We start from the raw sequence: 26,661 nt of genomic DNA on the forward strand, positions 1-26,661 counted from the left end.
CGGCCGCGCACGCGCGCCGCCCAACGGGCGGCGGGCCGCGGCGCGCGGCCGCAATCTGCCCGCATCCTAGCATTCCGGCAGGGCCGCCAGCGACCGGAACCGCCGGGTATCGCGAACCGCGCATCGTCGTCCGTCCTGTCATCGTCCGGTCACGGCCGCCGCAGGTCGAGCGTGAACGGGAATTCGCGGCTCGGCGCGGCAGCCGCGACATCCATCCGCCCCGGCGTATGCCCCATCTCGACGAAGCGCGCGAGCCGGCGGCTCTCGGCTTCGTATGCATTGACCGGGAACGTCGCGTAGTTGCGTCCGCCCGGATGCGCGACGTGGTAGCGGCAGCCGCCGAGCGAACGCTGCAGCCACGTATCGACGATGTCGAACGTGAGCGGCGCGTGCACGCCGAGGGTCGGATGCAGCGCGGACGGCGGCGACCACGCCTTGTAGCGCACGCCCGCGACGTATTCGCCGACGGTGCCGGTCGGCTGCAGCGGCAGCGTGCGGCCGTTGACCGTCACGACGTGCCGGTTGTCGTTCAGCCCCGTCACGCGTACCTCGAGCCGTTCGACCGACGAATCGACGTAGCGCACGTTGCCGCCGGGCGCGCCCTCCTCGCCCATCACGTGCCACGGTTCCAGCGCGCCGCGCAGCGACAGCTGCATCCCGTTCACCGCAATCTGCCCGAACAGCGGGAAGCGGAATTCGAAGTGCGGCGCGAACCACGCCGGATCGAACGCAAAGCCGGCATCGCGCAGTTCGGTCAGCACGTCGTCGAAATCCATCTGAAGAAACTCGGGCAGCATGAAGCGGTCGTGCAGCGCGGTGCCCCAGCGCGTGAGCGGCGTCGTGTACGGCGCGGCCCAGAAACGGGCGACCAGCGCGCGCAGCAGCAATTGCTGCACGATGCTCATCCGCGCATGCGGCGGCATCTCGAACGCGCGCAGCTCGAGCAGGCCAAGCCGGCCGGTCGACGAATCGGGCGAATACAGCTTGTCGATGCAGAACTCGCTGCGGTGCGTGTTGCCCGTCACGTCGATCAGCAGGTTGCGCAGCACGCGGTCGACGAGCCACGGCGGCATGTCCTGCCCGAACAGCAGCTTGTTGCGCTGGATCTCCGCGAACGCGATGTCGAGTTCGTAGAGCTGGTCGTTGCGCGCCTCGTCGACGCGCGGCGCCTGGCTCGTCGGCCCGATGAAGAGCCCCGAGAACAGGTACGACAGCGACGGATGGTTGTGCCAGTACGCGATCAGGCTCGCGAGCAGATCCGGGCGGCGCAGGAACGGGCTGTCGGCCGGCGTCGCGCCGCCGAGCACGAAGTGGTTGCCGCCGCCCGTGCCGACGTGACGGCCGTCGACCATGAACTTCTCGCTGCACAGCCGCGACTGCCATGCGGCGTCGTACAGGAATTCGGTGTGATCGACCAGTTCGTCGAAGTTCCTGGCCGGATGGATGTTCACTTCGATCACGCCGGGATCGGGCGTCACCTGCAGCAGCTTCAGCCGCGCGTCGCGCGGCGGCGGATAGCCTTCGAGCACGAGCTTCACGCCGAGCGAATGTGCGGTCAGCTCGATTGCGCCGAGCAACTCCAGATAATCCTCGAGCGCGGCGAGCGGCGGCATGAACAGGTACAGGATGCCGTTGCGCACTTCGACGCACAGCGCGGTGCGCGTGATCCACGCGGCCGATTCGAAGCGCTCGGGCTGACGACCCGGGTCGCGCGCGGCCGGCCGCCCGTTCGCGGCCGTGCCGTCGTTGCGCCACTGCATCACGGTCTGCGCGGACGCCTCGCGATGCACGCCGGACAGGTAGCGCGGCGCATCGGCCGGGCCCGCATAGCGCGCACGAATGGCGGCCGCTGCCGGCAGCGCGTCGCGCGGCGCGAACGGATCACGTTCGACCAGGTACGGATGGTCAGCGCGGCTGGCCCACGGCAGCGAATCGAGCGGCAGCCGATAGCCCATCGGCGAATCGCCGGGCACGAGGTACATCCGCTCGTCGCGGAAGAACCACGGGCCCGTTTCCCAGCGCGGACCGTCGAGGCCCGGCGCTTCATCGGCGCGCTTGACCGGCAGCACGTAGCCGACCACGCTGTCGAGCTGCTGCTCGAACACCTTGCGCAGCCGCGCGCGTTCGAGTTCGTCGTCGAGGCGAGAGTCGAACGGATCCACGTTGACCGGCAGCCGGCGTTCTCGCCACAGGTAGTACCAGACATCCTCGTAGCCGGGCCGGATGAATTCACCGGTCAGGTTCAACCGCGCGGCGAGCGCATCGATGAAACGCTTCGCGTCGTCGGTCGTATAGGCGGACGGCTCGCGCTCGTCGGCGAACAGCGACGGATCGTGCCACACCGGCTGGCCGTCCGCACGCCAGAAGATCGACAGCGCCCAGCGCGGCAGTTGCTCGCCCGGATACCACTTGCCCTGCCCGAAATGCAGGAAGCCGCCATCGCCGTATTCGGCGCGCAGCCGCTGCACGAGCTCGGTCGCGTAGCCGCGCTTGGTCGGGCCGAGCGCGTCGGTGTTCCACTCGGCGCCGTCGCGATCGTCGATCGACACGAAGGTCGGCTCGCCGCCCTGCGTGAGCCGCACGTCGCCGGCCGCGAGCGCGCCGTCGACCTGCGTGCCGAGCGCCAGCACGCTGTCCCATTGCGATTCCGTATACGGCTTCGTCACGCGCGGCGATTCGTACACGCGCGTCACGCTCATCTCGTGCTCGAACGACACCTCGCACTCGTCGATCAACCCTTCGACCGGCGCGGCGCTCGTCGGCTGCGGCGTGCAGGCCAGCGGAATGTGGCCTTCGCCGGCGAGCAGGCCCGAGGTCGGGTCGAAGCCGATCCAGCCGGCGCCGGGCAGGTACACCTCGCACCACGCATGCAGGTCGGTGAAGTCGACCGACGTGCCGCTCGGGCCGTCGAGCGACTTCACGTCGGGCGTCAGCTGGATCAGGTAGCCCGACACGAAACGCGCGGCAATGCCGAGATGGCGGCACAGCTGAACGAGCAGCCATGCGCTGTCGCGGCACGAGCCCGACGCGAGTTCGAGCGTCTGCTCGGGCGTCTGCACACCCGGCTCCATCCGCACGAGATAGCCGATGTCGTGCTGCAGCTGCTGGTTCAGCGCGACGAGGAAGTTCACGGTGCCGGCCGGCGTGCGGTCGACGCCGTCGACATACGCGCGGAACAGCGGCGCCACGCTCGTCTGCGGGTCGCACGCGAGATACGGCGCGAGTTCGGTCTTCAGTGCGTCGTCATAGCTGAACGGATATTGCTCCGCGCTGGCTTCGAGGAAGAAGTCGAACGGGTTGTACACCGACATCTCGGCAACGAGATCGATCGTGATCTCGAAGTGCTCGGTGCGCTCCGGAAACACGAGCCGCGCGAGATAGTTCGAGAACGGGTCCTGCTGCCAGTTGATGAAGTGCTGCGCGGGCTCGACCGTCATCGAATACGCGAGGATCGGCGTCCGGCAGTGCGGCGCGGGACGCAGGCGCACGACCTGCGGGCCGAGGTTGACGAGCCGGTCGTAGCGGTAGCGGGTGGTGTGATGCAGCGCGACGTGGATGGACATGGGAGCTCGGTTCGGGTTGGGCCGGCCGCGCGCCGCGTCGCGCTCGATGCGACGCGGCGGCCCGGCCTGGCGGATTCGGCGAAAGCGTGCGTCGGGTCAGACAAGTTCCGGCGTCTGCACGACGCTGATCTCGACGCCGACGGCCGTCGCGCCGAGCCCCGTCACCGGCTGCGCGTCGCGATAGTCGAGGCCGACCGCGATGCGCACGTAGCGCTCGTCCGGGCAGCGGCTCATGAACGGATCGAACCCGACCCAGCCGAGCCCTTCGACATAGGCTTCGGCCCACGCATGGCCGGCCGGCTGCAGCATCAGCCCGGCCGCTTGCGGCTGCGCGCCGAGCGCCGGCTGCGGCAGCCCCTGCGACTGCGCGGCATGCGACGCGCCGAGCACCTGCTGCATGCCCTCGCCGCTCTGCAGCGCAAGCGCCTCTTCCTCCTCGACGTCGCCCGCGTTCTGCTTCGCGTCGGCGATGCGCTGCATCGCGCTGTCCGCCAGCACGTAGCCCGAGATATAGCGCGCGGGAATCTTCAGCACGCGCGCGGCCGCGATGAACGCATGCGCATGGTCGCGGCTCGTGCCCTCGCCGCTTTGCAGCGCGGTCTCCGCATCGACCGGCGCGTCGGCGGCCAGGTTCGGCGCATACGCGATGCGGTCGTGCACTTCCGTCATCAGCCAGTGCAGCGCGTCGAGGCTGTGCGGCTCGATCGGCAGCGCTTCGGTGAGCGCACGCACGGTGTCGCCCGCCTTCGTGAGCGCGGTTTCGCGCTCGAAGATCCACGGCGGCGCGTAGCCTTCAGGATTGCCGATAATGCCCGAGCGGTCCTGCGTCTCGACGACGCCGGCCGCGATGACGACGATCTCGGCCTTCGCGCCGCGGTCGTGCCGCACGAGGTCGATCCGGTTGCCGAGCCCGTCGGCATAAGACAGCGTCGGCTCGACGCCGTCGATCGTGACCTGCCACGCGCGCACCGTCTGCCCGGGGCCCGACTGCGGGCGCAACCGCAGCCGTTGCAGCGCATGGGTGGCTTGATCGTCGAACTGATAACGCGAGATGTGTCGGATGGCGAGTCGCATGGCAAGTCTCAGTCGAAGTTGTAGGCCTGGGCGATTTCGAGCCCGAGGCTGTTGTTGCGGCCGATGAAGTCGGTCAGGAACTCGTGCAGGCCGCTCTTGAAGATCCGCTCGACCGAGGTATCGGACAGCATTTGCAGGATCTTCGTGGCCGTGTCGTGACACGGGTGTGTCACACCGTAATCCTTCGCGAGCAGGTTCAGGCTCGACACGACGCGCCCGTAGCAATAGCGCAGCGAACGCGGCATGCGGCCGTTCAGGATCAGGTAGTCGGCGATGTTCATCGGCTTGTACTGCACGTCGTACACCCAGCGGTACGAACGGTGCGCGGCCACGCAGCGCAGGATCGTCTCCCACTGGTAGTTGTCGAGGATCGTGCCGACATGCGACACCGACGGCAGCAACAGGTGGTATTTCACGTCGATGATCCGCGCGGTGTTGTCCGCGCGCTCGACGAACGCGCCGATCTGCGCGAAATCGAAGATCTCGTTGCGCAGCATCGTGCTGTAGAAGCTGCCGAGGATCAGCGCGGTTTCGCGTTTCACCTGGTCGAGCACGGCCGGCAGTTCGCTCTCCGGCACCGGCTGCGCGAGCGCGCGGCGCAGCGCGAGCCACGCGCCGTTCACGCTCTCCCACGCTTCGCGCGTGAGCGCCGTGCGCACCATCCGCGCATTCGAGCGCGCGGCCTCGATGCACGACAGCACGCTCGACGGGTTGTCGCGGTCGCGCAGCAGGTAGTCGGTCACGGTATCGGCCGCATACGCGTCGTATTTCTGCCGGTAGCCGTCGTCCGTGCCCGAGCTGACGAGCACCGACGACCATTCGGCCGGCGCGTCGGACGTGCGCGTGAGCGCCATCCGCAGCCCGGCATCGACGATGCGCGCGATGTTCTCCGCGCGCTCGATATAGCGGTACATCCAGTAGAGACCGCTTGCAGTACGTCCCAGAAGCATCTCGTGTCCACTCCGTCTTCGTTCGGTTGGCACCCCGGTCGCGGGGCGCGCGGTCGCGTCCGGCTCAGTCGGCCAGCACCCAGGTGTCCTTGGTGCCGCCGCCCTGGCTCGAGTTGACGACGAGCGATCCCTCCTTCAGCGCGACGCGCGTGAGCCCGCCCGGCGTGATGCGGATCCGGTCCGACACCAGCACGAACGGCCGCAGGTCGACGTGGCGCGGCGCGAGGCCGGCTTCGGTCAGGATCGGCGTCGTGGACAGCGCGAGCGTCGGCTGCGCGATGTAGTTCGCGGGGCGCGCGCGCAGTTTCGCGGAAAACGCCTCGAGCTCGGCCTTCGACGCGCACGGCCCGACCAGCATCCCGTAGCCGCCCGAGCCGTGCACTTCCTTCACGACCAGTTCGTCGAGATGCTCGAGCACGTACTTCAGGCTGTCGGCCTCGCCGCAGCGCCAGGTCGGCACGTTCTCCAGCAGCGCCTTGCGGCCCGTGTAGAACTCGACGATCTCCGGCATGTACGAGTAGATCGCCTTGTCGTCGGCGATGCCCGTGCCGGGCGCGTTCGCGATCGTGATGTTGCCCGCGCGGTACACATCCATGATCCCCGCGACGCCGAGCACCGAATCGGGGCGGAACGTGAGCGGGTCGAGGAACGCATCGTCGACGCGGCGGTACAGCACGTCGATCGGACGGAATCCCTCGGTCGTGCGCATCGCGACGCGGCCGTCGACCACCTGCAGGTCGCTGCCCTCGACGAGGTGCACGCCCATCTGGTCGGCGAGAAACGAATGTTCGTAGTACGCGGAATTGTGGATACCGGGCGTCAGCACGGCGATGGTCGGATTGTCGGCGTTGCCGCCCGGCGGGCACACGGCCGCGAGCGACTGGCGCAGCATCTGCGGATAGGTCTCGACCGGGCGCACCTTCACCTGCTGGAACAGCTCCGGGAAGAGCTGCATCATCGTCTCGCGGTTTTCCAGCATGTACGACACGCCGGACGGCGTGCGCGCGTTGTCCTCCAGCACGTAGAACTCGTTCTCGGCGGTGCGCACGATGTCGACGCCGATGATGTGCGTGTAAACGTTTCCGGGCGGCCGGAAGTCGATCATCTCCGGAACGAACGCTTCGTTGTGCGCGATCAGGTGCTTCGGCACGATGCCCGCGCGCACGATTTCCTGGCGGTGATAGATATCGTCGAGGAAGGCGTTGAGCGCCATCACGCGCTGCTCGATGCCGAGCGACAGCCGGCTCCATTCGGCACCCGAAATGATGCGCGGGACGATGTCGAACGGAATCAGCCGCTCGGCGGCCTCCGCGTCGCCGTAGACGGCGAACGTGATGCCCGTCTTGCGGAACACGCCTTCCGCGTCGTGGGCTTTCTGGGCGAGGCTCGCGGGATTCTGCGTGTCGAGCCACTGCTTCAGGCGCGCGTAGGGCGCCCTTACCATGTCGCCGGATTGCAGCATTTCATCGAATGGCTTCATCGATCTTTTCTCCATCGATCGTTTTCCCCGGCATTGCGCATGCCGGACCGGCGTAATGAATGCTTCGCAAGGAACGTGCCTTGTGCGATCCCCTCGATATCCCCCCGTTTTTACGCCGCGCCAGGCACGCCCGCGCGGCATTGCGCACCACAACGGTGCAACCCCTGACGCGACGTGCGACCGCGGTGCGCCGCGAACGCGCACGGCCGATGCTGCGCCGCGTCTTTCGAACATAGTTCCCCCGCGTGTCACGAATGTGCAATCTGCACTGCACAAAAAACGGCCTGCCCGGGCACCGGGCCACCGGAATGACGGGATGGGAAGGCGGGCCGGTACGCACACGGCGCAACCGGCCCTGGGGGAAGTACCGTCTGCGGCGGCACCGGCAGTTCGACGCGATGAACTGTCCGGTTAGCCGGGTCCGGCACCTCAACGCTATGCAGCCGTAATCCCGCCGACAACGCTCATGCATATTTCGACTGACACCGATCGAAAAAAAACATCGGGCCGACGCGTGCGAGGCGCGGTACGCTAGAAAATTCGTGCAGCAAACGGTGCCGCCGCCTTTCAGGCGCCCGACTATAAAAAGCGAAGATCGAAATGGAAGCAAAGTGGCTGGAAGATTTCCTGAGCCTTGCGGATACCAAGAGCTTTTCCCGGGCCGCGCGTAACCGGCACCTCACGCAGTCGGCATTCAGCAGACGAATAGCCGCACTCGAAACCTGGATGGACGCGAAGCTGGTGGACCGCAGCATCAACCCGATCACGCTGACGCCGGCCGGCCAGATGTTCCGCGGGCTCGCCGCGGACATCCTGCGCAGCATGTATGCGGCGCGCAATCTCGTGAACGGCTACGACCAGTTCGCGGCCAGCGACCAGGTCGTGCGCTTCGCGGTCGCCCATACGCTCGTCTTCACGCTGTTTCCCGAATGGCTCAAGCAGCTCAACGGCGAGGTCGGCCACGTGACCGCGCGCGTCAACGCGGTGAACGTGCCGGAAGGCGTGCAGCAGCTCGTCGAAGGTGAATGCGACCTGCTGCTCGGCTATCACCATCCGCAGTTGCCGATCGTGCTCGACCCGAACCACTTTCCGTTCGTCAACCTCGGCGTCGAACGGATCCTGCCCGTGTCGACGCCCGACGCGCACGGCAAGCCCGTGTTCCAGCTGCCGGGCACGCCCGATGCACCGCTGCCGCTGCTCGCGTATTCGTCGGGCGCGTTTCTCGGCAACATCGTCGAGATGCTGCTGCTGAATGCCACCGAGCCGTACGTGCTGCACCGGTGCTTCGAGACGCACATGTCCGAGGCGTTGAAGGGCATGGTCGTGGCCGGGCACGGAATCGGCTGGCTGCCGGAAAGCTGCGTCGCGAAGGAACTCGCGGAAGGCACGCTCGTGTGCGCGGGTTCCGGCGACTGGATCACCGAGCTCGAAATCCGCCTGTACCGGTCGGCCCGCAAGCGCGGGCTCGCGGCCGAGCAACTGTGGACGTACATCATGAACCGGCCGCGCGTGGCGGTCGAAGGTGCTGCGGTCGGTGCGGCCGAACCAGGGGCCGCGCCGGCGATGCGCATCGCGCGGCGCAGCGCGGGCGGCAGCCGCTGATCTCCGCGCTCGTGTCGTGCCGGTTCACGACACGAGCGCGGTCGAGGCGCGATCGTCATGCCCGCCGATCGCATGCCCTCTCCTGCAGCCGCGTTGCGCCGCCTCGCGGCGAACGCGACCGCCCTTTCAACGGCAATCAATCGACAATCCCCGTAAAGCCCGAAAATTACTGCACCAGACCCGCAATCGATATTCGACGATTTCGCAAACGTTTGCACTTCGACGTCTAATTTTTACCCCCGTCGCTTCACAAGCCGGATATTCCATCTGATTTTCCGGTCAGAAATACTCTGTTACACAACAAATTAAAAGTTTCGATTTATCCGCGGCAATCGCGAATATCAAAAACGTCGCACCCTCATTTCGAATCGTGCGAGCTGTATCCCGGCCGTCATCGATTCGCACCGAACACAGCCGCAAAAATTCCTTTTATCAGTCGTTACTTTTCGGCACGAACGTCGATACCTCCGACATGATTCAAAGCGTGCTCGATCATCGCTACCGAAGAGCAATATTCATATCTGGCAATATCGACTTTCTTCAGCGGCAAGCAAGTCAGACAAACCCGTCGTTATCCTATTTAAATAGGACATTTCACCTCCGTCCCTTTCGGGCCACACGCGGTTGTTGGTTAAAAAACCGTCGTGTATCAATAGCGTGTCGCAAAAATAACGCTGGCAAATCTGACTCGGAATTAATGGGTTTCCATTGACTCCGGACGGGAGGTTGCAATGTCTTCCTCGTTTCGACAGCATGCTTGCCCTTTCCTGAGCGTCGTCATCTCCGCGCTCTGCATGAATGCCATGGCGCAGGCACCCGCGCCGGGGCCGGGCACCGGCCGCTACGTGATTTCGTATATCTGTGGCGATGCCCGGATCGACGGTACCGCACCGCTCCCCCCCGACGGCCGTCCGTACAACCTGGGTGTGTCGTTCGCGTCGGCCCGGACCGGGCAACCGCTTTCCAACGTGCAGGTGCGCCTGCGCCGGCATGGCCGCGTGCTGGTCGAGTTCAACGCATCGGGGTCGCGCTGCCTGTTCAGCGTGCCGGATGCGAGCTACCGGGTTGAAGGCACCTACCAGGGGGCCATGCAGTTCGCGATCGTCGAAACGGGCGACCTCACCACGCAATTGCGCTGGTGAACGCTGCCCGCCCTCGCTCGGATCGCTTCATTCGCCACCGCGTATCGAATCGAGGAGCATCGAATGACTCCTGCAGAACGAACGGACCGCTCACCCGCCCCCCAGCCGAAACCGTCCTGGGGCCCGGGAAAGAACGCAGCACTCAGCTTCGTCGCGTTTGCCACGATCTTCGGCATCTTCGCGTATGCCGAACGGGACACGACGGTCGGCCACGCGAGCGTGACGCACGACGTCTCCGGCGTGATCCGGACCGCGGTCGGGAAGTACCGCAAGACGATCGTGACCATGGCCTCTCGCGCAACCGGCGCATCCGGAACATCCGTCGCGCGCGAGCCGGCTTCGACCAACGCGCAGGCCACGCTGCCCGCGCAGCCGCTGCGAGCTGCGTCGGCTTCGGTTGCCCGCGAAGTATCGACCGTGCCGCCCGGCACGCTCGCGGTCGAGCCGGCGGCCGCGCCGCGTGCCGTCGCGAAACACCGGCAGTCGCCGCATGCACCGCCCGTGATGCTCGCGGCCGGTACGCAGGCGACATCGGCCTACGGTCGCGCCGCCACGCGGTACGGTGCCGCGCATCGTGCGCAGCGCACCGAAACGCTGGCCGGCACGAGCAGGCGCATGGACTTCGCGTCTAAGCCCCGGCCCTATGGCACCGGCACCGTGCACATGCAGACGGCAAGCATCACGCACGCCGAACTGGAAAGCGCGCGTGCGCTGGCAAAGGCCCGCTCGTGCGCGGTGATCGACGAATGGAACTGTGTGGAGCACAACGCGAGCCGGGCGCTCGCGATCGACCCGACGAACAGCGAATCGCGTGCCTTGCTCGGTCAGGCGATCCGCAACCGGCTGTAAGCCAGGTCCGCGTCGCCGGGCACTCGCGGCCCGGCCGCGCGACGCGCGACGACTTGCGTCGTCAGGCGTGCAACCGATGGGATCGTTTCGAAAGGAGGACACCTCGTGGCCAACAATCGTCAACAACCCTGCACGACCGTCGCTCCGTCCAACCGGCGGATCCTCCTGCATGCGCCGCTGGTGGTGCTGCTCGTCGCGTCCGGCCCCTGCTTCTCCGCCGACGGCGACACGGAAGCGGGCCGCGTCAACGAAATCGCCGGAACCAACGGCGCGCCGGATGCGGCGCCGCGCGACAGACAGCCAACGGTCGTGTCGATCCAGATTGCCCAAGTTGAAGACGACCCGCCCTCTCATGCGCCGACGCCGATCGCGCAGGCGTCGGATGCGTCGATGCGGATCACGCAGGCGTCGAACCCGCAGCCGCCGGCCATGCCGACCACGGTCGTGGTGGAACCGGAGGCGCCGCAATCGAGCGACCCGGTGCCGGGCGCGCGAGCGCCGGATACGCCCGCACCGGTCACGCACGCAACGGACGCGCCGATGCTGCTTGCGCAGGCCGGGAACGCCCGACCGCCCGATGCGTCGACGCTTCCCGCCTCGACGATGTCCGACACGTCTGCCCCCCCTTCACCGACACCCGCCGCGCCGGCTTCGGACTCCCCGCCAAAGGTCGCACAAGCCGCACCCACGGCGTCGTCGATTGCGCCGGCGCAAACCGCGCAGGCATCCGGCACCCCGATGCCGGACTCGCCCGCGCCCGTTCCCCAGATGCCCGGCTTGCCTCCGCCGTCGTCCGCGGCGCCGAACTCGCAGACGCCCGGCGCCCAGCTGCCCGACGAACCGACACGACGATCGCAAGGACCTGACGTCGAAACACCGAATCCCCAGGCGCCGAATCTCCGTACCGCCGACGTCGAGACCGTGCGCAACGATGTGTTCGGCCTCGCGGCGAGCGGCGGCGCGATCAAGGCGCTCGACGAAGCGAAGGCACGGCCCGATGCGTTCTCCGCCGTCGACATCGCGCAACTCGAAGAACTGTCGATTCGCCAGCAGGTGCGCGGCGGACGCGACAAGTCGCGCGCGATGACGAGTGCCGACCGCTTCGACGGGATCGACAGCGCGCTGCGCGCGGCCGACGATCTCGACAAGCGGATGCCGCCCACACCCGAGTACACGCCGGTCAGGACGGCGCTCGCAGGCGACCGCACGGTCGCCTATGCGGCGCGCGGCGACATGAAGACGGCCGTCGCGACGTTCGAGACCATTCCGTCCGACGCGGAGATCTCGATCGACGCGCTGTCGGCCGTCGGCGACGCCTACCTGTACCTGAGCGAACCGGGCAAGGCCAATGCCGTCTACCAGCGCGCGCTGAAGCAGGCGACCGCGTCGCCGACGGACCGCGCGACCCGCGGCTTCCAGTACGGCGCACGCACGCGCCCGATCGAACTGCGCGAAGGGCTGTTCTGGTCGTACGTCGACCAGGCACGCGCGGCGGACGCAAAGCAGGCGCTCGACGACATGGGCGCGTCGCTGCCGCCGGCCAAACAGGTCAGCAGCTACGGCCCGGAGGAAAGCGACTATCTGCGCTACTACCGGCTACGCGCGCAATACCTGATCTACACCGGCCACGTCGACGAAGGAATCGCCGCGCTCGAAGAGCTCGAGAAGCAGGTGCCGTTCAACGCGGAGATCCGTGCCGCGCACGCCGACGCGGTATCCGGCCAGGCGCATCCCCGCCAGGCGATCGCGATGTATCGCGCGTCGCTGACCGACCACCCGGACAGCGTCGAGATGCTCGCGGGCCTCGGCCGCGCGTCGCTCACGGCCGACGACTACGCGAGCGCGAAGACCGTCGACCAGACGCTGGACAACACGTTCCCGGACAGCGGTGCCGTGCGGGGCTTCAAGCGCGACTACAAGGCGTACCGCAGCCCTGTGTTCACGACCGACCTGAGCTTCGAGCACGGCAACAGCGCGCTGGCCGACAACAGCTTCACGTCGGACAGCTATGTGTATTCGCAACCGTTCGGCGACAACTGGCGCGTGTTCTCGCACACGTTCTTCGGCCATGCGCAGACCGACGCCGGCAACGTCAGCCGCACGCGCACGGGCGGCGGCGGCGACTACCGGCACGGGCCGCTCACGGTCCAGGGCGAAGTCACGCGCTCGTTCGGCTCGGACGGCCGAACCGGCGGCCGCGGATCGATCGCATACGCGCTGAACGACTACTGGACGGTCAGCGGCGCGCTCGACACCAACGACAACTCGCTGCCGTGGAAGGCGTATGCCGCGCACATCTGGGGCCGTTCCGCGAACGTCTCGGTCGTGTATCGCCAGAACGACCGTCGCGAGGTGAAGCTGAGCTACGGCGTGAGCCGCTATAGCGATTCGAACCTGCATCAGGAGATCGCGGCGACCGCCACGCAGCGCGTGTACACGAGCGCCAACCAGCTCGTCAACGTATCGCTGGATCTCGGCACCGACAGCAACACGCGCCGGGACGCGCCCTACTTCAGCCCGGGCCGCGACTACGCGGCCGCGGCGACCGTCATGCACCAGCTGACGCTGTGGAAGAAGGGCGACATGGGGCTGCAGCAGCGCGTATCGGTGTCCGGCGGCGTGTACAACGAGCGCGGCTTCGGCACCAGCCCGCTGTGGAGTGCGCGCCTCGAGCATGCGTGGACCTTCAAGCACGACATCACGCTGACCTATGGCGTCGAGGTCAGCAGCCACGCGTACGACGGCCAGCGCGAACGCTCCGAAACCGGCTTCATGTCGGTCAACCTGCCGTTCTAGCAAGGAGATCGCGAATGCAAACCAGACGGACCTTCATGTGCGGATGCCTCGGCACGTTTGCCGCCTGTTCGCTGTTCCCGGGCGTGACGAACGCCAAGATGATCGACCTGCTGCCGCCGTCCGACCCGGCCGACGGCAAGACGTTTCGCGTGATCTGCATGCACGACGTGCGCGACAACCTGATGGCGTCGTTTTCCTCGAAGTCGGCGATGGTCGACCCGTTCGCGGTCGATACAGGCACGCTGACCGCGATCTTCTCGTGGCTGCAGACCAACAACTACCACACCATCACGGTCAGGCAGATCGAGGAGTCGCGGCACGGCGGCAAGCCGCTGCCGCCGCGCGCGGTGCTCCTCACGTTCGACGACGGCTACCGCAGCCATTACACGAAAGTGCTGCCGCTGCTCGAGCGCTTCAAGTATCCGGCCGTGATGGGCATCGTGACCGCCTGGATCGATGCGCCGCTGGATGCGCCGATCCGCATCAGCGACAAGGTCCAGGTGCCGCGCGACTACTTCATGTCATGGGACGAGGTGAAAAAAGTCGGCCAGTCGCAGCTCGTCGAGCTCGGCTGCCACACGCACAACCTCCATCACGGCGCGGTCGCGAATCCGCAAGGCAACGAATTGCCGGCGACCACGTCGCACCTCTACCTTCAAGACGAGAAGCGCTATGAAACCGACGCCGAATTCGAAGCGCGCGTGCACAACGACCTGCAGACATGCGTGCGCCAGATCCGCGAACATACCGGCATCGTCGCACGCTCGATGGTGTGGCCATACGGCGCGGAAAACCAGCCCGTGCGCACGATATCGACGTCGCTCGGCATGGACATCCAGTTCAGCCTCGATGCCGGCCCGAATACGCCGGACGTGCCGCTGGACCGGCTGCGGCGGATCCTGATGATGTACGACGTCGACATCGGCGGGTTCGAGCGCTCGATGCGCGAGCCGGCGTCGAACCGCGGCGACGTCGACGTGCCCGAGCGCATCGTGCAGGTCGATCTCGACCAGGTCTACGATCCGGATCCCGCGCGGCAGGAAGCGAATCTCGGCAAACTGATCGAACGCATCTACCGGATGCAGCCGAAATCGGTCTACCTGCAGGCGTATGCGGATCCGAAAGGCACGGGCGTGGCCGAATCCGTGTATTTCCCGAACCGGCACCTGCCGATGCGCGCCGACCTGTTCTCGCGCGCCGCGTGGCAGCTCAATACGCGCTCCAACGTGCAGGTGTACGCATGGATGCCGGTGCTCGCGTTTCGGCCGCCGGTCGACAAGCAGCGCGGGCTCGAGGCCGTGAGCGCCTATGGCGGCGCGCCGGCCCGCGAGAACGGCACGCGCACGTTCCGGCTGAGCCCGTTCGATCCGGCTGCGCGGCTGATGATCCAGCAGATCTACGAGGACCTGAGCAAGCACGCGTCGTTCAGCGGCATCCTGTTCAGCGACGATGCGGTGCTCGACGACTACGAGGATGCGGGCCCGCACGCGCTGCGCACCTATTCGCAGTGGGGGCTGCCGGCCGACGTCGGCAAGATCCGCGAGAACCCCGACCTGATGAAACGCTGGACCCGGCAGAAGTCGCGCTACCTGATCGACCTGACCCGCCAGCTCGAACAGGTCGTGCTGGCCCATCAGAACGTGGGCGACGTGCTGACCGCGCGCAACATCTTCGCGCTGCCGGTGCTCAAGCCCGAATCGGAAGCGTGGTACGCGCAGAACTACGACGACTTCCTTGCCACCTACGACTACGTCGCGCTGATGGCGATGCCGTACATGGAGCAGGCGAAGGATCCCGAAGACTGGATGGACCAGCTCGTGCGGGCCGTCCGTGCGAAGCAGCGCGGGCTGCAGCGCACCGTGTTCGAACTGCAGTCGTACGACTGGCATGCGCACAAGGACGTGCCCGCCAGCACGCTGCTCGCGCAGATGCGGCGGTTGCGCAGCGAGGGCGCGGTGAATTTCGGCTACTACCCGGACAACTTCCTGAACGGCCTGCCGGAACTCGATGCGATGCGCGACGTGATGTCGCTGAAGTCGCGCCTCGACCCGACCTCGATCAACGCGCTGATGCAGATGCAGAAAACACAGGGGGCGAAGACACCATGACCACCCACGGCATCATCCAGCGCCTGCAGGATTTCGTCTTCTACTACCCGTTCTTCATGTCGTACCTGTGGATGATCGGCGGCGTCGTGCACTACTTCCTGCTCGAGGAAGGCCGCGAGCTGTCCACCCGGACGATCGCGTCGAGCGGCATCCCGAAGATCTCGATCGTCGTGCCCTGCTTCAACGAAGCGGCCAACGCGCGCAGCGTGATCAGCCACCTGAACGGGATGCAGTATCCGAACTACGACATCATCGCGGTCAACGACGGCAGCAAGGATCGCACCGGCGAGATCCTCAACGAGCTGGCCGTCGAGATCCCGCGGCTGCTCGTGATTCATCACGCGCGCAACGAAGGCAAGGCGGTCGGGCTCACGACCGCGGCGGCCGTGTCGAATGCGGAATACCTGCTGTGCATCGACGGCGATGCGCTGCTCGCGCATGACGCGATCAGCTGGATGCTCGAGCATTTCCTGACCGACCCGGGCGTCGGCGCCGTGACCGGCAACCCGCGCATCCGCACACGCACTTCGCTGCTCGGCCGCATGCAGGTCGGCGAATTCTCGTCGATCGTCGGGCTGATCAAGCGCACGCAGCAGGTGTACGGCCGCATCTTCACGGTATCCGGCGTGATCACGATGTTCCGCAAGACCGCGCTCGCCGACGTCGGCTACTGGAGCTCGGACATGCTGACCGAGGACATCGACATCAGCTGGAAGCTGCAGTGTCGTGACTGGCGCGTCGTGTACGAGCCGCACGCGCTGAGCTGGATCCTGATGCCCGAGACGCTGAAGGGCCTGTACCGGCAGCGGTTGCGCTGGTCGAAGGGCGGCATCCAGGTGCTGATGAAATACGCGGGCACGCTTGCGCGGCCGACGCAGATGATGATGTGGCCGCTGTTCGCCGAGTACCTGATCGGCATCGCGTGGGCCTACTCGATGTCGTTCATCCTGCTGCTCGCGCTCATCGATGTCGTGTATCCGCTGCCGCAAAGCTGGCACGTATCGGTCGTGCCGCACTGGCACGGCATGCTGCTGGTCGCCACCTGCATCCTGCAACTGATCGTCGGCAGCATGATCGACCGTCGTTACGACGAAAAACTCCTGATGTATTTCCTGGACACCGTCTGGTATCCCGTCGCCTTCTGGCTGATCAGCATGATCACCACCGTCGTCGCCCTGCCTGCCATCGTGCTGCGGGGCCGCGGCAAGCGGGCCGTATGGGTCAGCCCCGACCGAGGCATTCAACATGAAGAACGCGCCGATTATTGACCTCTCCCTGCGCGCACCGCGCGAAATGATCGCCGAGCGCGGTCGCATCGTCGGGGCCGTGCTGATCATCTGGTTCCGGCTCTTGCGGCCGGCACTCGTGGGCGCCGTGTGGGCATCGATCTGCATCTACACGTACCGCTACCTGCTGCCGTTCAACCCGGCCGAGATGCCGATCGAACAGATGGTGTTCTACGCGACCAGCATCGCGATCATCGCCGGCACCATCGTCACGTGGCTGATCGCCGGCCGCGTCGTGCATCCGCTGGCGCACCGGTTGCGCGCGTCGAAGATGCTGCGCCGCTCGGCCAGCGCAAAGGTGCGCTCGGTGCCGGCGAACGCGCTGGCCGGCGCCCACCGGCGCGGCGCGCGGCGCACCACGCGCATTCTCGTCGCGTCGCACGACGCGAACGGCTCGATTTCCGGCATCGAATGGGTAACCCACGCGGGGCCACAGCCTCGCGAGTAGGTCAGCGCAGACGCGCCGCCGCGCACGGTACTGCATCGTGCCGCGCGGCGTCGCCGCTGACACCGTACTGCCGTGCCTGGCCGGCAGCGCGGCAACCTTTTGTGGACGAGGTGAATCATGTGCGGAATCGTCGGAGCAAGCGGCCTGAACAATCAGGTGCCGCAACTGGTCAATGCACTGAGCCGGCTCGAATATCGCGGCTACGATTCGTGCGGCATCGCCGTGCAGGATGAAGGCCGCCTGCGCAGCGAACGCACGCTGCGGCGCGTGACCGACCTGCAGGCCCGCGTGCTGACGCTGGGCCTCGAAGCGCAGACCTGCATCGCGCATACGCGCTGGGCGACCCACGGCGCGCCGTCGGAGATGAACGCGCATCCGATCATGTCCGGCGACACGATCGCGGTCGTGCACAACGGCATCATCGAAAACCACGACACGCTGCGCGTGGAGCTGCGGGAGCGCGGCTATACGTTTCGCGGCCAGACCGATACCGAGGTGATCGCGCACCTGATCCACAGCCTCTATCGTGACGACCTGTTCGACGCGGTCGTGCGCGCCGTCAAGCGGCTGCACGGCGCGTATGCGATCGCGGTACTGAGCGCGCGCGAGCCGCAGCGCCTCGTCGCCGCGCGCGCGGGCTCGCCGCTCGTGATCGGCATCGGCGCCGAACAGAACTACCTCGCGTCGGACTGCGCGGCGCTCGGCGACCTGACCGACTGCTTCGTCTACCTGGAAGACGGCGACGTCGCGCTGATCACGCCGGACCGCATCGCCGTGGTCGACTCGGGCGGGTACGACGCCCAGCGCCCGCTGTGCCAGGTGAAGGCGCGCGAAGGCGACGCCGCGCTCGGCCCGTACCAGCACTTCATGCAGAAGGAAATCTTCGAGCAGCCGAAGGCGATCGACAGCACGCTCGACGGCATCGACACGATCTCGCCGGCGCTGTTCGACGCGACCGACGGCACGCGCGCGCTGCTGTCGAGAGTCAGGAGCGTGCTGCTACTCGGCTGCGGCACCAGCTACTACGCGGGCCTGACCGCGAAATACTGGCTGGAGGCCATCGCGGGCGTGCCCGCCCAGGTCGAGATCGCCAGCGAATTCCGCTACCGCGATACGGTGGCCGATCCGCGCACGCTCGTCGTCGGCATTTCGCAATCGGGCGAGACGGCCGACACGATCGGCGCGATCGAACGGGCACGCGACATGGGCCAGGAACTGTCGATGGCGATCTGCAACGTGGCGACCAGCACGATCGCGCGCAACGCACCGCTGCGGTTCCTGACACGGGCCGGCATCGAGCTCGGCGTCGCGTCGACCAAGGCGTTCACGACGCAGCTCGTCGCGCTGTTCGTGCTGACGCTGACGCTCGCGCAGCTGCGCGGCCGGCTCGATGCGAAGCAGGTCGCGCTGCACCTGAAGCAGCTGCACGCGCTGCCCGAGCGCATCGGCCACGCGCTCGCGCTCGAAACGCAGATCATGGGCTGGGCCGCGAAGTTCGCGCACACCGAGAACGCGCTGTTCCTCGGGCGCGGCATTCACTTCCCGATCGCGATGGAAGGCGCGCTGAAGCTCAAGGAGGTGTCGTACATCCACGCGGAAGGCTATGCGGCCGGCGAACTGAAGCATGGCCCGCTCGCGCTCGTCACGAGCGCGATGCCGGTCGTCACGATCGCGCCGGACGACCGCCTGTTCCAGAAGCTGAAATCCAACATGGCCGAAGTGCGCGCGCGTGGCGGGCGGCTCTACGTGCTGGCCGGCGATCAGCTCGGGATCGACGCCGATCGCGACACGCACCTGATCCGCGTGCGCGAATCGGGCGACCTGCTGTCGCCGATCGTCAATGTGATCCCGCTGCAGCTGCTCGCGTATCACGTCGGCTGCGCGCGCGGCGCCGACGTCGACAAGCCGCGCAACCTCGCGAAATCGGTGACCGTCGAATGACGGGGCGAATGCGCCCGGCGCGGGCGGTCGCGCGGTGCGTCGCGGCCGCGCTGTACGGCGCATGCGGCATCGTCGCGGTGCCGCCACCGGCCTTCGCCGCCACGCCGGCCGTGCATACGGTCACCGCTCAGGACGCCCCGCCGCCTCACCCGGCCACCGATCCGCGCAGCTTCATGCACGGCATCGGCGTGGCCGACGCCGGCAACGGCAAGCGCTGGGTGTTCTTCAGCAGCTCGGGCATCGTGCCGCGCGGCGCGATGCGCAACGGCAACTGGCCGCATGACGTGTACGTCGGCGAATGGCTGCCCGGCAAGCCGCACCTGCTGCGCGTCCATCCGTTCATCAGCCGCCCCGAGGCGCAGGAGCCCGTGTCGATCGCGCAGAACGCGCACGGCGACATCTTCGTCACGTTCGAGGACGGCTGGAACGCGCCGCAGGAGGTCAGCCAGCGCTACGGCGTGTACCGTCGCGACCTGAAGCCGATCAAGCCCTACCCGAACGACGTCGAATCGGGCGGCCACTCGGGGCACGTCGCCACGGCGGCCGACCGCTTCGTCGTGTTCTATTCCACCGACTGGATCGACGGCGGCGGCGTCGACAACCTCGGCACCGGCAACGGCGTCTACGTGAAAACCTACGACGCGGCCGGGCGCGTGCTGAACCATGTCGCGGTCGCGCCGCACCGCCGCGAGTGGTGGCCCGTCGTCGCGGGCTCGCCGCATAACGCGCTGCTCGTATGGCAGAAATTCATCGAAGGCAGCACGGACGCGACGCTCGAATATGCGATGTTCGACCCGGTCACCGCGAAGCTGGACAAGCTGGGGACGCTGAACGACGCGATCCAGTACTACGTGTACTCGTCGGCATATGTGCCGGAGATCGACCGCTTCATCGTCGTCACGACGACGGCGGACGATCGCGGCGTCGCGATGCTGATCGCGCCGGACGGCCGCCGCACGGCGACGCTCGACTGCCTGCCGGCGTCGGTGCGCGAATCCGGCATCGGGGTGTCGGGCACGCATACGTACGTGCCGATCCGCGACGGGCGGCTGCTGACGCTCGCGCTCGGGCCGGCGGACATTTCAGTGAGCGGCGTGCAGCGTGCGCCGATTCCGTGGGGCTCGACCGGTATCGCCGGGTTCCCGACGCGCGGCAACGCCATGCATTTCGTGTCGCTGACGCCATCGGGCACGCGTGAAGCCGATTTCGAACCGGCGCACGAAACGCCGTTGGCAAAGAGCGAAGTGCGTTGTTCGAGTCATTGACGGCGGCGCTGTAGCGCGATCGCCGTGAACGCAGTGGGCCCGTATGCGCTCGTCCCGTCGGGCCCGCGCCGCGCCACGTCCCATCCTTCCCGAACCCTGTCGCCAGGCACACAGCGGCCAATCCGGCCGATCATCGCCGCCCCCTTCCCGCGCCGCAGTCGCCAGCGCGGCGCGTACCGGATAGACTGTCGCCCGATCCCTTCCATCGGCCGCGGCCTGCTCCTCCTGTCGCCGCCGGAACGCCCCTCCCGGAGAAAGAATGCTGAAGCGCCAGTGGTTTTCGCTTTTGCTGCTGACGGTTTGCCTGATCGGACAACGCGCGTCGGCCCAGTCCGCGCTTGAACTCGAGACGGACGGCACGGCCCGCGCCCTCACCCGGCAAACGCTGCTCGCGCGCCCCGATGCCACCGACATCCACGTGCCGCGCGACATCGCGTACGGCCGGCCGATGACGTTCCGCGCAGTGCCGTTCGCCGCGCTGCTCGGCGACACGCCGCTGCCGGCCGACGGCGTGCTCGAAACCCGCGCGGCCGACGGCTTCGCCGCGCAACTGCCGATGGATCTCGTGCGCCGCCGCACGCCGGCCGGCGCCATCCCGTGGCTCGCGATCGAGGATCCGGCGCATCCGTGGCCGAATCTGCCCGGCAAGAAAGTCAGCGCCGGGCCGTTCTATCTGGTCTGGCTCGGGCCGGATGCGTCGTCGGTGCGCGGCGAGCAGTGGCCGTACCAGATCGTGCGCGTCACGATCGAATCGTCACCGCTCGCGCGCTGGCCGTCACTGGCCGTCGATGCCGCGCTGCCCGCGGACGCCCCGGCTCGCGCGGGCCAGCGCCTGTTCGTCACGCAATGCCTCGCGTGCCACCGCATCGACGGTGCGGGCAGCAGCCATGCCGGCCCCGACCTGAACGCGCCGATGAATCCGGTCGACTACTTCCAGCCCGCCGCGCTGCGCCGCTATATCCGCAACCCGGCATCGGTGCGCGACTGGCCGGGCCGCAGCATGCCGGCGTTTCCGCCCGATCAGCTGAGCGACCGCGAACTCGACCAGATCGTCGCGTATCTCGCTTATATGGCGCGGCGCAAGGCCGGCCGGTAACGCGCGGCTGAATCGAATATTCAAGGAACGTTGATGATGTCAGGCGACACGCTGTTCACCATCGAATCGATCGACGCCGCGCAAACGCACCCACTCCGGGCGATGATCCTGCTGAATGGCGATCTGGACGCGAGCGCGCTGGCCGGCGACCAAGCGCCGACGACCCTGCACGTCGGCGTACGCGCTGCGTCGGGCATCGTCGCCGTTGCATCGCTCTGCGAGGAGGTGCGCGAAGACGATCCCGCGCGACCGGCATGGCGGCTTCGCGGAATGGCCGTCCACCCTGCCGTGCGTGGCATGGGCTTCGGGCGTGTGCTGGTGCAGGTCTGCGTGCGACACGCAGAAGAACGTGGCGCCGCGCTCGTGTGGTGCACGGCACGCGAAACCGCGTACCGGTTCTATGAAAAGCTCGGCTTCGCAGCCGATGACGCGACGATAACGATGCCCGGGCGCACCGATATGGCGTTCCATGTGATGCGACGATATATCGATCGACATTCGCCGGCGGCCTGACGCGAACGGCGCGTTCGCGTCGCCAGGCGGAACCCGGCGCGGCCCGGCCCAGCAAACACCTTCCCGCCGGACCGCCGCCGTCACACTCAGGCTCAGCTTTCCTGCGCGCTTTGCAGCACCGCGCGCAACAGCACGTCGGCGCCCGCCGCCGCCCACTCGGGCGTAATCGCTTCGGCCTCGTTGTGGCTCAGCCCGTCTACGCACGGCACGAAGATCATCCCCGTCGGCGCGACGCGCGCGACATAGCACGCGTCATGGCCCGCACCGGACACGATATCCATGTGCGACAGCCCGAGCGCCTGTGCCGCATCACGCACCGTGTCGATGCAGCGCGGCGCGAACGGGATCGGCGCATACGTGAAAATCTGCTCGATCTGCGCGCCGAGGCCCGTTTCGTCGGCCACGCGTGCAAGCTCCGCACGCAGCGCCGAGTCCAGTTCGTCAAGCACCGCATCGTCGGGATGACGGAATTCGACCGTGAAGAAGCAGCCACCGGGCACGGTATTACGCGAGTTCGGCCGCGCCTCGATCATCCCGACCGTCGCACGCGCGTACGGCGCGTAACGGCGGCCGAGCACGTCGACGAACGAGATCATCCGCGCGGCACCGACCAGCGCATCGCGGCGGAATTCCATCGGCGTCGTGCCCGCGTGCGCGTCGACACCGGTGAGCGTCACCTCGTACCAGCGCTGCCCCTGCCCGGCCGTCACGACGCCGATCGTCTTGCCGGCCCGTTCGAGAATCGCGCCCTGTTCGATATGCAGCTCATACGCCGCATGCACCGGATAGCCGCCGACGGGCTCGTTACCCGCGTAGCCGATCCGCGCCAGTTCCTCGCCGATCGTCCTGCCCGTGCCGTCGGCGCGCGACAGCCCGTATTCGAGCGTATAGACGCCCGAGAACACGCCGGCCGACACCATCGCCGGCGCGAAGCGCGAGCCTTCCTCGTTGGTCCAGATCACGACGTCGATCGGGCGCTCGGTCTCGATGCCCGCGTCGTTCAGCGCGCGCACGACCTCGAGCCCGCCGAGCACACCGTAGATGCCGTCGTAGCGGCCGCCCGTCGGCTGCGAATCGGCGTGCGAGCCCGTCATGACCGGTGCGGCGTCGGGATTGCGCCCCGCGCGGCGCGCGAACACGTTGCCCATCTGGTCCACGCGCACCGTGCAGCCGGCGTCTTGCGCCCATTGCACGAACAGGTCGCGCGACTCGCGATCGAGATCGGTCAGCGCGAGGCGGCACACGCCGCCCTTCGGCGTCGCGCCGATCTGCGCCATCCGGTCGAGCGACGCCCACAGGCGGTCGCCATCGACGCGCGGCGCGCTCAGGCTTTCAGCAACCGTGTTGTCGTCACGCATCGCCGTTCTCCGGCGCGGCTTGCCGTGCGTAGCGGAAATCGCAGCGCTTGCCGCCCTGCATGATCGTGCTCGTGCGCGTGAGCGCGATGTCCGGCGCATAGCCCTGGATGAAATAGCTGTCGCGCGCGCAGCTCAGCAGGTGCCCGATCTCGCCGAGCCCCATCGCGTGATACATCTCCGCGTAGCTGCAGCGATGCACGTCGTAGTCGTAGTGCGTGTCGTCCGCGCGCTGTACCTCGACGTCGAGCGCATCGTCCTTCTCCCACAGCACCTGCAGCGCGATGAACGACTTCACGCTCGTACCGCCAGGCTCCTGCGCGGCAAACGTGCGGCCGGCGTCGACCGCCGCGCCGCGCACGGCTTCCGCGATCACGGCCTGCGCACGCTCGGCGCCGAACTCGCGCTTCATGATCTCGTAGATCGGCTTGATGATTTCCGCTTCGATGCGGCGCCGCGCGAGGATCCCGAGGCGCGTGTCCTCGGGTGCGGCGGCGGATGTCTGGGTCGCTTCGGTCATGGGGATCGTCTTGGTTTTTTAATGCTGTGTCGTTTACTTGGTCGCGGTGCGCGAGCCGCCGAGCACGTCGACGACGGTCCACTTGCCGCCGCGCACTTGGTAGATCGTGAAGGCCGGGTCCTTCAGGTTGCCTTCGGCGTCGAACGCGACCCGCCCCGTCACGCCGGGCCGGTCGATCGCACGCACCGCCGCGACCAGCTTCGCCGGCTGCGTCGTGCCGGCCTTCTGCGCGGCCGCGATCAGCGTGGCGGCCGCGTCGTACGCGAACGGTGCATGCAGTTCGATCGGCGCGCGAAAGCGTGCCTGGTATTGCGTGTCGAACGCCTTGCCGCCCGGCATCCGATCGAGCGGCAAGCCCGGTTCAAGCGCCGTCACGCCGTCGCCGTCCTTGCCCGCGAGCGACAGGAAAGTCTGGCTCACGAAGCCGCCCGCGCCGAGCAGCGGCGCGTTCACGCCGAGCTGGCGCATCCGGCGCGAGATCGGAGCGGCCTGCGCATCGAGGCCGCCGAAGAACACGAGATCCGCGCGCTTGCCCTTGATCGCGGTCAGCACGCCGCTGAAGTCGGTCGTCTTGTCGTTCACGTACTGGCGATCGACGATCGTGCCGCCGTTCGCCTGCACGCCCTTGATGAACTGGTCGGCCAGCCCCGAGCCGAACGACGTGCGATCGTCGATCACCGCGATGCGCTTCGCCTTCAGCGTCTTCACCGCATACGCGCCGGTAAAATTGCCGCCCGCATCGTCGTGACCCATGATGCGGAAGGCCGTCGCATAGCCCTGTTGCGTGTACTGATGGCCGGTGGATGCCGGCGCGATCTGCGGGATGCCTGCATCGCGGTAGACGCGCGACGCCGGCACGCTGCAGCCCGTATTCCAGTGGCCGACGACGCCGATCACATGCTGGTCGACGAGCTGCTGCGCGACCGCGACGGCCGTGCGCGGATCGGACTGGTCATCGGCCGCGACGAGCTTGTAGACGACCGGCTTGCCGCCGATGGTTGGATGCTTAGCGTTCGCGTCGTCGATCGCGAGTTGCGCGCCGTTCTGCAGGTCCTTGCCGATCCGCGCGGACGGGCCGGTGAGCGGCGCGGCGAGACCGATCAGGATCGTCTGCGGCGCCGATTGCGCGAACGCGGGAACGGAGGCGACCAGGGCGGCCGCGGAGAATGCGAGGCTGGCGGGAAGGAATGCGATTTTCATGTGCGGGGATCGGTGAATCGGATCAAAACATGAAAAATATTAAATATTCAGCACCCAAACCCCAAATACCCAATTGTTGGATGCTTATGCCGTTCCCGACACATTAACCTACAGCGCTGTAAATACAGGATATTTTCATGTTGTCGCTTACCCTAACTTTTCGATAAAATTCGATACATGAAAAATATCGAACAATTGCCACACGATCCGCCGCTACGTGCAGTGCGTGCGTTCGAAGCGTTCGCGCGTCTCGGGTCGGTCACCGCGGCTGCGGGCGAGCTCGACATCACGCCGTCGGCGGTCAGCCATCAGCTGCAGCTGCTCGAAGCGTTCATCCAGACGCCGCTGACGGTGCGCGAGGGCCGGCTGCTCGCACTCACCGACGAAGGCCGCGACTACTACCGCTCGATCAGCGCCGCGTTCTCGGTGCTGCGCAGCGCGACGCGCTTCGTGCGCGATCGCTCGTCGCTGCGGCAGATCACCGTCAGCCTGATTCCGCTGCTCGGCATCGGCTGGTTCATTCCACGGCTGCACGCGTTCCTGGCGGACAACACGGACGTCGACGTGACGGTCCTGTATGCGCATCACCGCAACTACCGCAGCGATGCGTCGGACCTGTCGATCCGCTTCGGCACCGGCGACTGGCCCGGCTACCGCTGCGAGCGGCTGCTGCCGGGCGCGATGGTGCCGATGTGCAGCCCGTCGTTCCTGAAGCGTCACGGGCCGTTTCGCACGCCGGCCGATCTCGCTCGCGCACCGCTCGTGCACGACGAGGATCGCAGCACGTGGGTCAACTGGCTGCAGGGCGCGGGCGTAAAACATGTGTCGCATGCGGTGGGGCCGATGTTCGAGGACGGCCAGCTCACGCTGAGCGCCGCGCGCGCGGATCTCGGCGCGGCATTGCTGCGCGCGCCGCTGGTCGAGCGCGAGCTGGCGAATGGCGAGCTCGTGAAGCTGTTCGATCACGCGCTCGACGACGGGCGCGATTACTACCTGTGCACGCGCGAGGACGCGGACATGCCGGACGGGGCCAGGCGGCTGGCGGCGTGGTTGAGGAAGATGGCGGGGATTTGAGCGGAGCGGGACGCCGTCGCTCCGACAGCCGGTCGAATCGGGAAGCCGCATTCGCATCGGACGTGCCGCGTACTTGCACTTGGCCGACCGGATCGCCACGATGGCCGTGTCCCGTCACGGAGGTTGCAATGAACAAAATTCCGGTCGATCTATCAGATGACCAGCATGCGGCGTTGACCCGCATCGCCGCGCACCAGAACAGCTCCTCCGCCGAGATCATCCGGGACGCGATCGACGCCTACATCGCGCTGCGGAACCGGACACTTGCTGACAATGTGTTCGGCCTCTGGAAAGGGCGCAACGCCGTCGACCAGGAAGACTTGCGCTCGGAGTGGTGAACACGCGCCCCGAACAACCTTCCGCGCCGCCTCGAGTCGCTCCACCCGCTGCTTTTGACTT

The 26,661-nt window shown here is 67.1% G+C and carries 20 protein-coding genes; 13 read left to right on the forward strand and 7 right to left on the reverse strand.

Translation table 11 applies throughout. From position 1 onward, the window contains the following. Positions 1 to 149: 149 nt before the first annotated feature. The 4 genes from G3O06_RS18500 to G3O06_RS18515 all read right to left on the reverse strand — a co-directional run bounded on the left by G3O06_RS18500 (position 150) and on the right by G3O06_RS18515 (position 7,067). Complete coding sequence (locus G3O06_RS18500; protein WP_205817068.1) at positions 150 to 3,563, reverse strand: transglutaminase family protein; 3,414 nt, start codon at positions 3,561 to 3,563, stop codon at positions 150 to 152. Positions 3,564 to 3,659: 96 nt separating this feature from the next. Continuing rightward, positions 3,660 to 4,637 carry a transglutaminase family protein gene (locus tag G3O06_RS18505; RefSeq protein WP_205817069.1) on the reverse strand — a complete coding sequence of 326 codons (978 nt, stop codon included), beginning with the start codon at positions 4,635 to 4,637 and terminating at the stop codon, positions 3,660 to 3,662. An 8-nt stretch (positions 4,638 to 4,645) separates the two neighbouring features. Continuing rightward, complete coding sequence (locus G3O06_RS18510) at positions 4,646 to 5,587, reverse strand: alpha-E domain-containing protein (RefSeq protein ID WP_174910732.1); 942 nt, start codon at positions 5,585 to 5,587, stop codon at positions 4,646 to 4,648. 64 nt (positions 5,588 to 5,651) lie between these two features. Next, positions 5,652 to 7,067, reverse strand: a complete 1,416-nt coding sequence (locus G3O06_RS18515; RefSeq protein ID WP_174910735.1) for a circularly permuted type 2 ATP-grasp protein — start codon at positions 7,065 to 7,067, stop codon at positions 5,652 to 5,654. Positions 7,068 to 7,667: 600 nt separating this feature from the next. On the opposite strand from G3O06_RS18515, the gene G3O06_RS18520 reads away from it, so the two are divergent. From G3O06_RS18520 to G3O06_RS18570, 11 genes are all read left to right on the forward strand, one after another. Then, entirely contained in the window at positions 7,668 to 8,669 is a 1,002-nt protein-coding gene (locus G3O06_RS18520; protein WP_205817070.1) for a LysR substrate-binding domain-containing protein, read from the forward strand. A 731-nt stretch (positions 8,670 to 9,400) separates the two neighbouring features. Further along, complete coding sequence (locus G3O06_RS18525) at positions 9,401 to 9,811, forward strand: hypothetical protein (protein ID WP_205817071.1); 411 nt, start codon at positions 9,401 to 9,403, stop codon at positions 9,809 to 9,811. Between the two features lie 63 nt (positions 9,812 to 9,874). Beyond that, the gene (locus G3O06_RS18530; RefSeq protein WP_205817072.1) at positions 9,875 to 10,660 is read left to right on the forward strand and encodes a hypothetical protein; all 786 of its coding nucleotides are present in this window, start codon (positions 9,875 to 9,877) and stop codon (positions 10,658 to 10,660) included. A 105-nt stretch (positions 10,661 to 10,765) separates the two neighbouring features. After that, positions 10,766 to 13,456 (forward strand): poly-beta-1,6 N-acetyl-D-glucosamine export porin PgaA, encoded by a 2,691-nt coding sequence (gene pgaA / locus G3O06_RS18535; protein ID WP_205817073.1) that lies wholly within the window; start codon positions 10,766 to 10,768, stop codon positions 13,454 to 13,456. A 14-nt stretch (positions 13,457 to 13,470) separates the two neighbouring features. Beyond that, positions 13,471 to 15,564, forward strand: coding sequence for a poly-beta-1,6-N-acetyl-D-glucosamine N-deacetylase PgaB (pgaB, locus tag G3O06_RS18540; protein WP_205817074.1), 2,094 nt, complete (start codon positions 13,471 to 13,473; stop codon positions 15,562 to 15,564). Continuing rightward, entirely contained in the window at positions 15,561 to 16,832 is a 1,272-nt protein-coding gene (pgaC, locus tag G3O06_RS18545) for a poly-beta-1,6-N-acetyl-D-glucosamine synthase (RefSeq protein ID WP_205817075.1), read from the forward strand. The genes pgaB and pgaC overlap by 4 nt, the downstream gene beginning before the upstream one ends. Then, a complete protein-coding gene (locus G3O06_RS18550) occupies positions 16,810 to 17,298 on the forward strand; it encodes a Biofilm PGA synthesis auxiliary protein PgaD (protein WP_174910756.1) in 489 nt (162 codons plus the stop codon). The genes pgaC and G3O06_RS18550 overlap by 23 nt, the downstream gene beginning before the upstream one ends. 117 nt (positions 17,299 to 17,415) lie before the next feature. Then, positions 17,416 to 19,239, forward strand: coding sequence for a glutamine--fructose-6-phosphate transaminase (isomerizing) (gene glmS, locus G3O06_RS18555; RefSeq protein ID WP_205817076.1), 1,824 nt, complete (start codon positions 17,416 to 17,418; stop codon positions 19,237 to 19,239). A gap of 8 nt (positions 19,240 to 19,247) precedes the next feature. Next, positions 19,248 to 20,504, forward strand: coding sequence for a hypothetical protein (locus G3O06_RS18560; RefSeq protein ID WP_205817092.1), 1,257 nt, complete (start codon positions 19,248 to 19,250; stop codon positions 20,502 to 20,504). A gap of 259 nt (positions 20,505 to 20,763) precedes the next feature. Continuing rightward, positions 20,764 to 21,600: a cytochrome c gene (locus tag G3O06_RS18565; protein ID WP_174983784.1), complete on the forward strand. Its 837-nt coding sequence runs from the start codon at positions 20,764 to 20,766 to the stop codon at positions 21,598 to 21,600. Positions 21,601 to 21,633: 33 nt separating this feature from the next. Further along, positions 21,634 to 22,113, forward strand: coding sequence for a GNAT family N-acetyltransferase (locus G3O06_RS18570; RefSeq protein ID WP_205817077.1), 480 nt, complete (start codon positions 21,634 to 21,636; stop codon positions 22,111 to 22,113). A 92-nt stretch (positions 22,114 to 22,205) separates the two neighbouring features. Here G3O06_RS18570 and G3O06_RS18575 read toward each other — a convergent pair whose 3' ends face one another. The 3 genes from G3O06_RS18575 to G3O06_RS18585 are packed head-to-tail and all read right to left on the reverse strand — an operon-like array spanning position 22,206 to position 25,188. After that, the gene (locus G3O06_RS18575) at positions 22,206 to 23,471 is read right to left on the reverse strand and encodes a Zn-dependent hydrolase (RefSeq protein ID WP_205817078.1); all 1,266 of its coding nucleotides are present in this window, start codon (positions 23,469 to 23,471) and stop codon (positions 22,206 to 22,208) included. Further along, positions 23,464 to 23,988 carry an L-2-amino-thiazoline-4-carboxylic acid hydrolase gene (locus tag G3O06_RS18580; protein WP_174969325.1) on the reverse strand — a complete coding sequence of 175 codons (525 nt, stop codon included), beginning with the start codon at positions 23,986 to 23,988 and terminating at the stop codon, positions 23,464 to 23,466. Before G3O06_RS18580 ends, G3O06_RS18575 begins: the two co-directional genes overlap by 8 nt. A 33-nt stretch (positions 23,989 to 24,021) precedes the next feature. Continuing rightward, the gene (locus G3O06_RS18585) at positions 24,022 to 25,188 is read right to left on the reverse strand and encodes a branched-chain amino acid ABC transporter substrate-binding protein (RefSeq protein WP_174969324.1); all 1,167 of its coding nucleotides are present in this window, start codon (positions 25,186 to 25,188) and stop codon (positions 24,022 to 24,024) included. A 177-nt stretch (positions 25,189 to 25,365) separates the two neighbouring features. On the opposite strand from G3O06_RS18585, the gene G3O06_RS18590 reads away from it, so the two are divergent. Beyond that, complete coding sequence (locus tag G3O06_RS18590) at positions 25,366 to 26,262, forward strand: LysR substrate-binding domain-containing protein (RefSeq protein WP_089442808.1); 897 nt, start codon at positions 25,366 to 25,368, stop codon at positions 26,260 to 26,262. A 128-nt stretch (positions 26,263 to 26,390) separates the two neighbouring features. Beyond that, positions 26,391 to 26,600, forward strand: a complete 210-nt coding sequence (locus tag G3O06_RS18595) for a ribbon-helix-helix protein, CopG family (protein WP_174910776.1) — start codon at positions 26,391 to 26,393, stop codon at positions 26,598 to 26,600. The last annotated feature ends 61 nt before the right edge of the window (positions 26,601 to 26,661 follow it).

The organism is Burkholderia sp. Ac-20345 (genome assembly GCF_017104825.1).
Classification (GTDB): domain Bacteria; phylum Pseudomonadota; class Gammaproteobacteria; order Burkholderiales; family Burkholderiaceae; genus Burkholderia; species Burkholderia lata_B.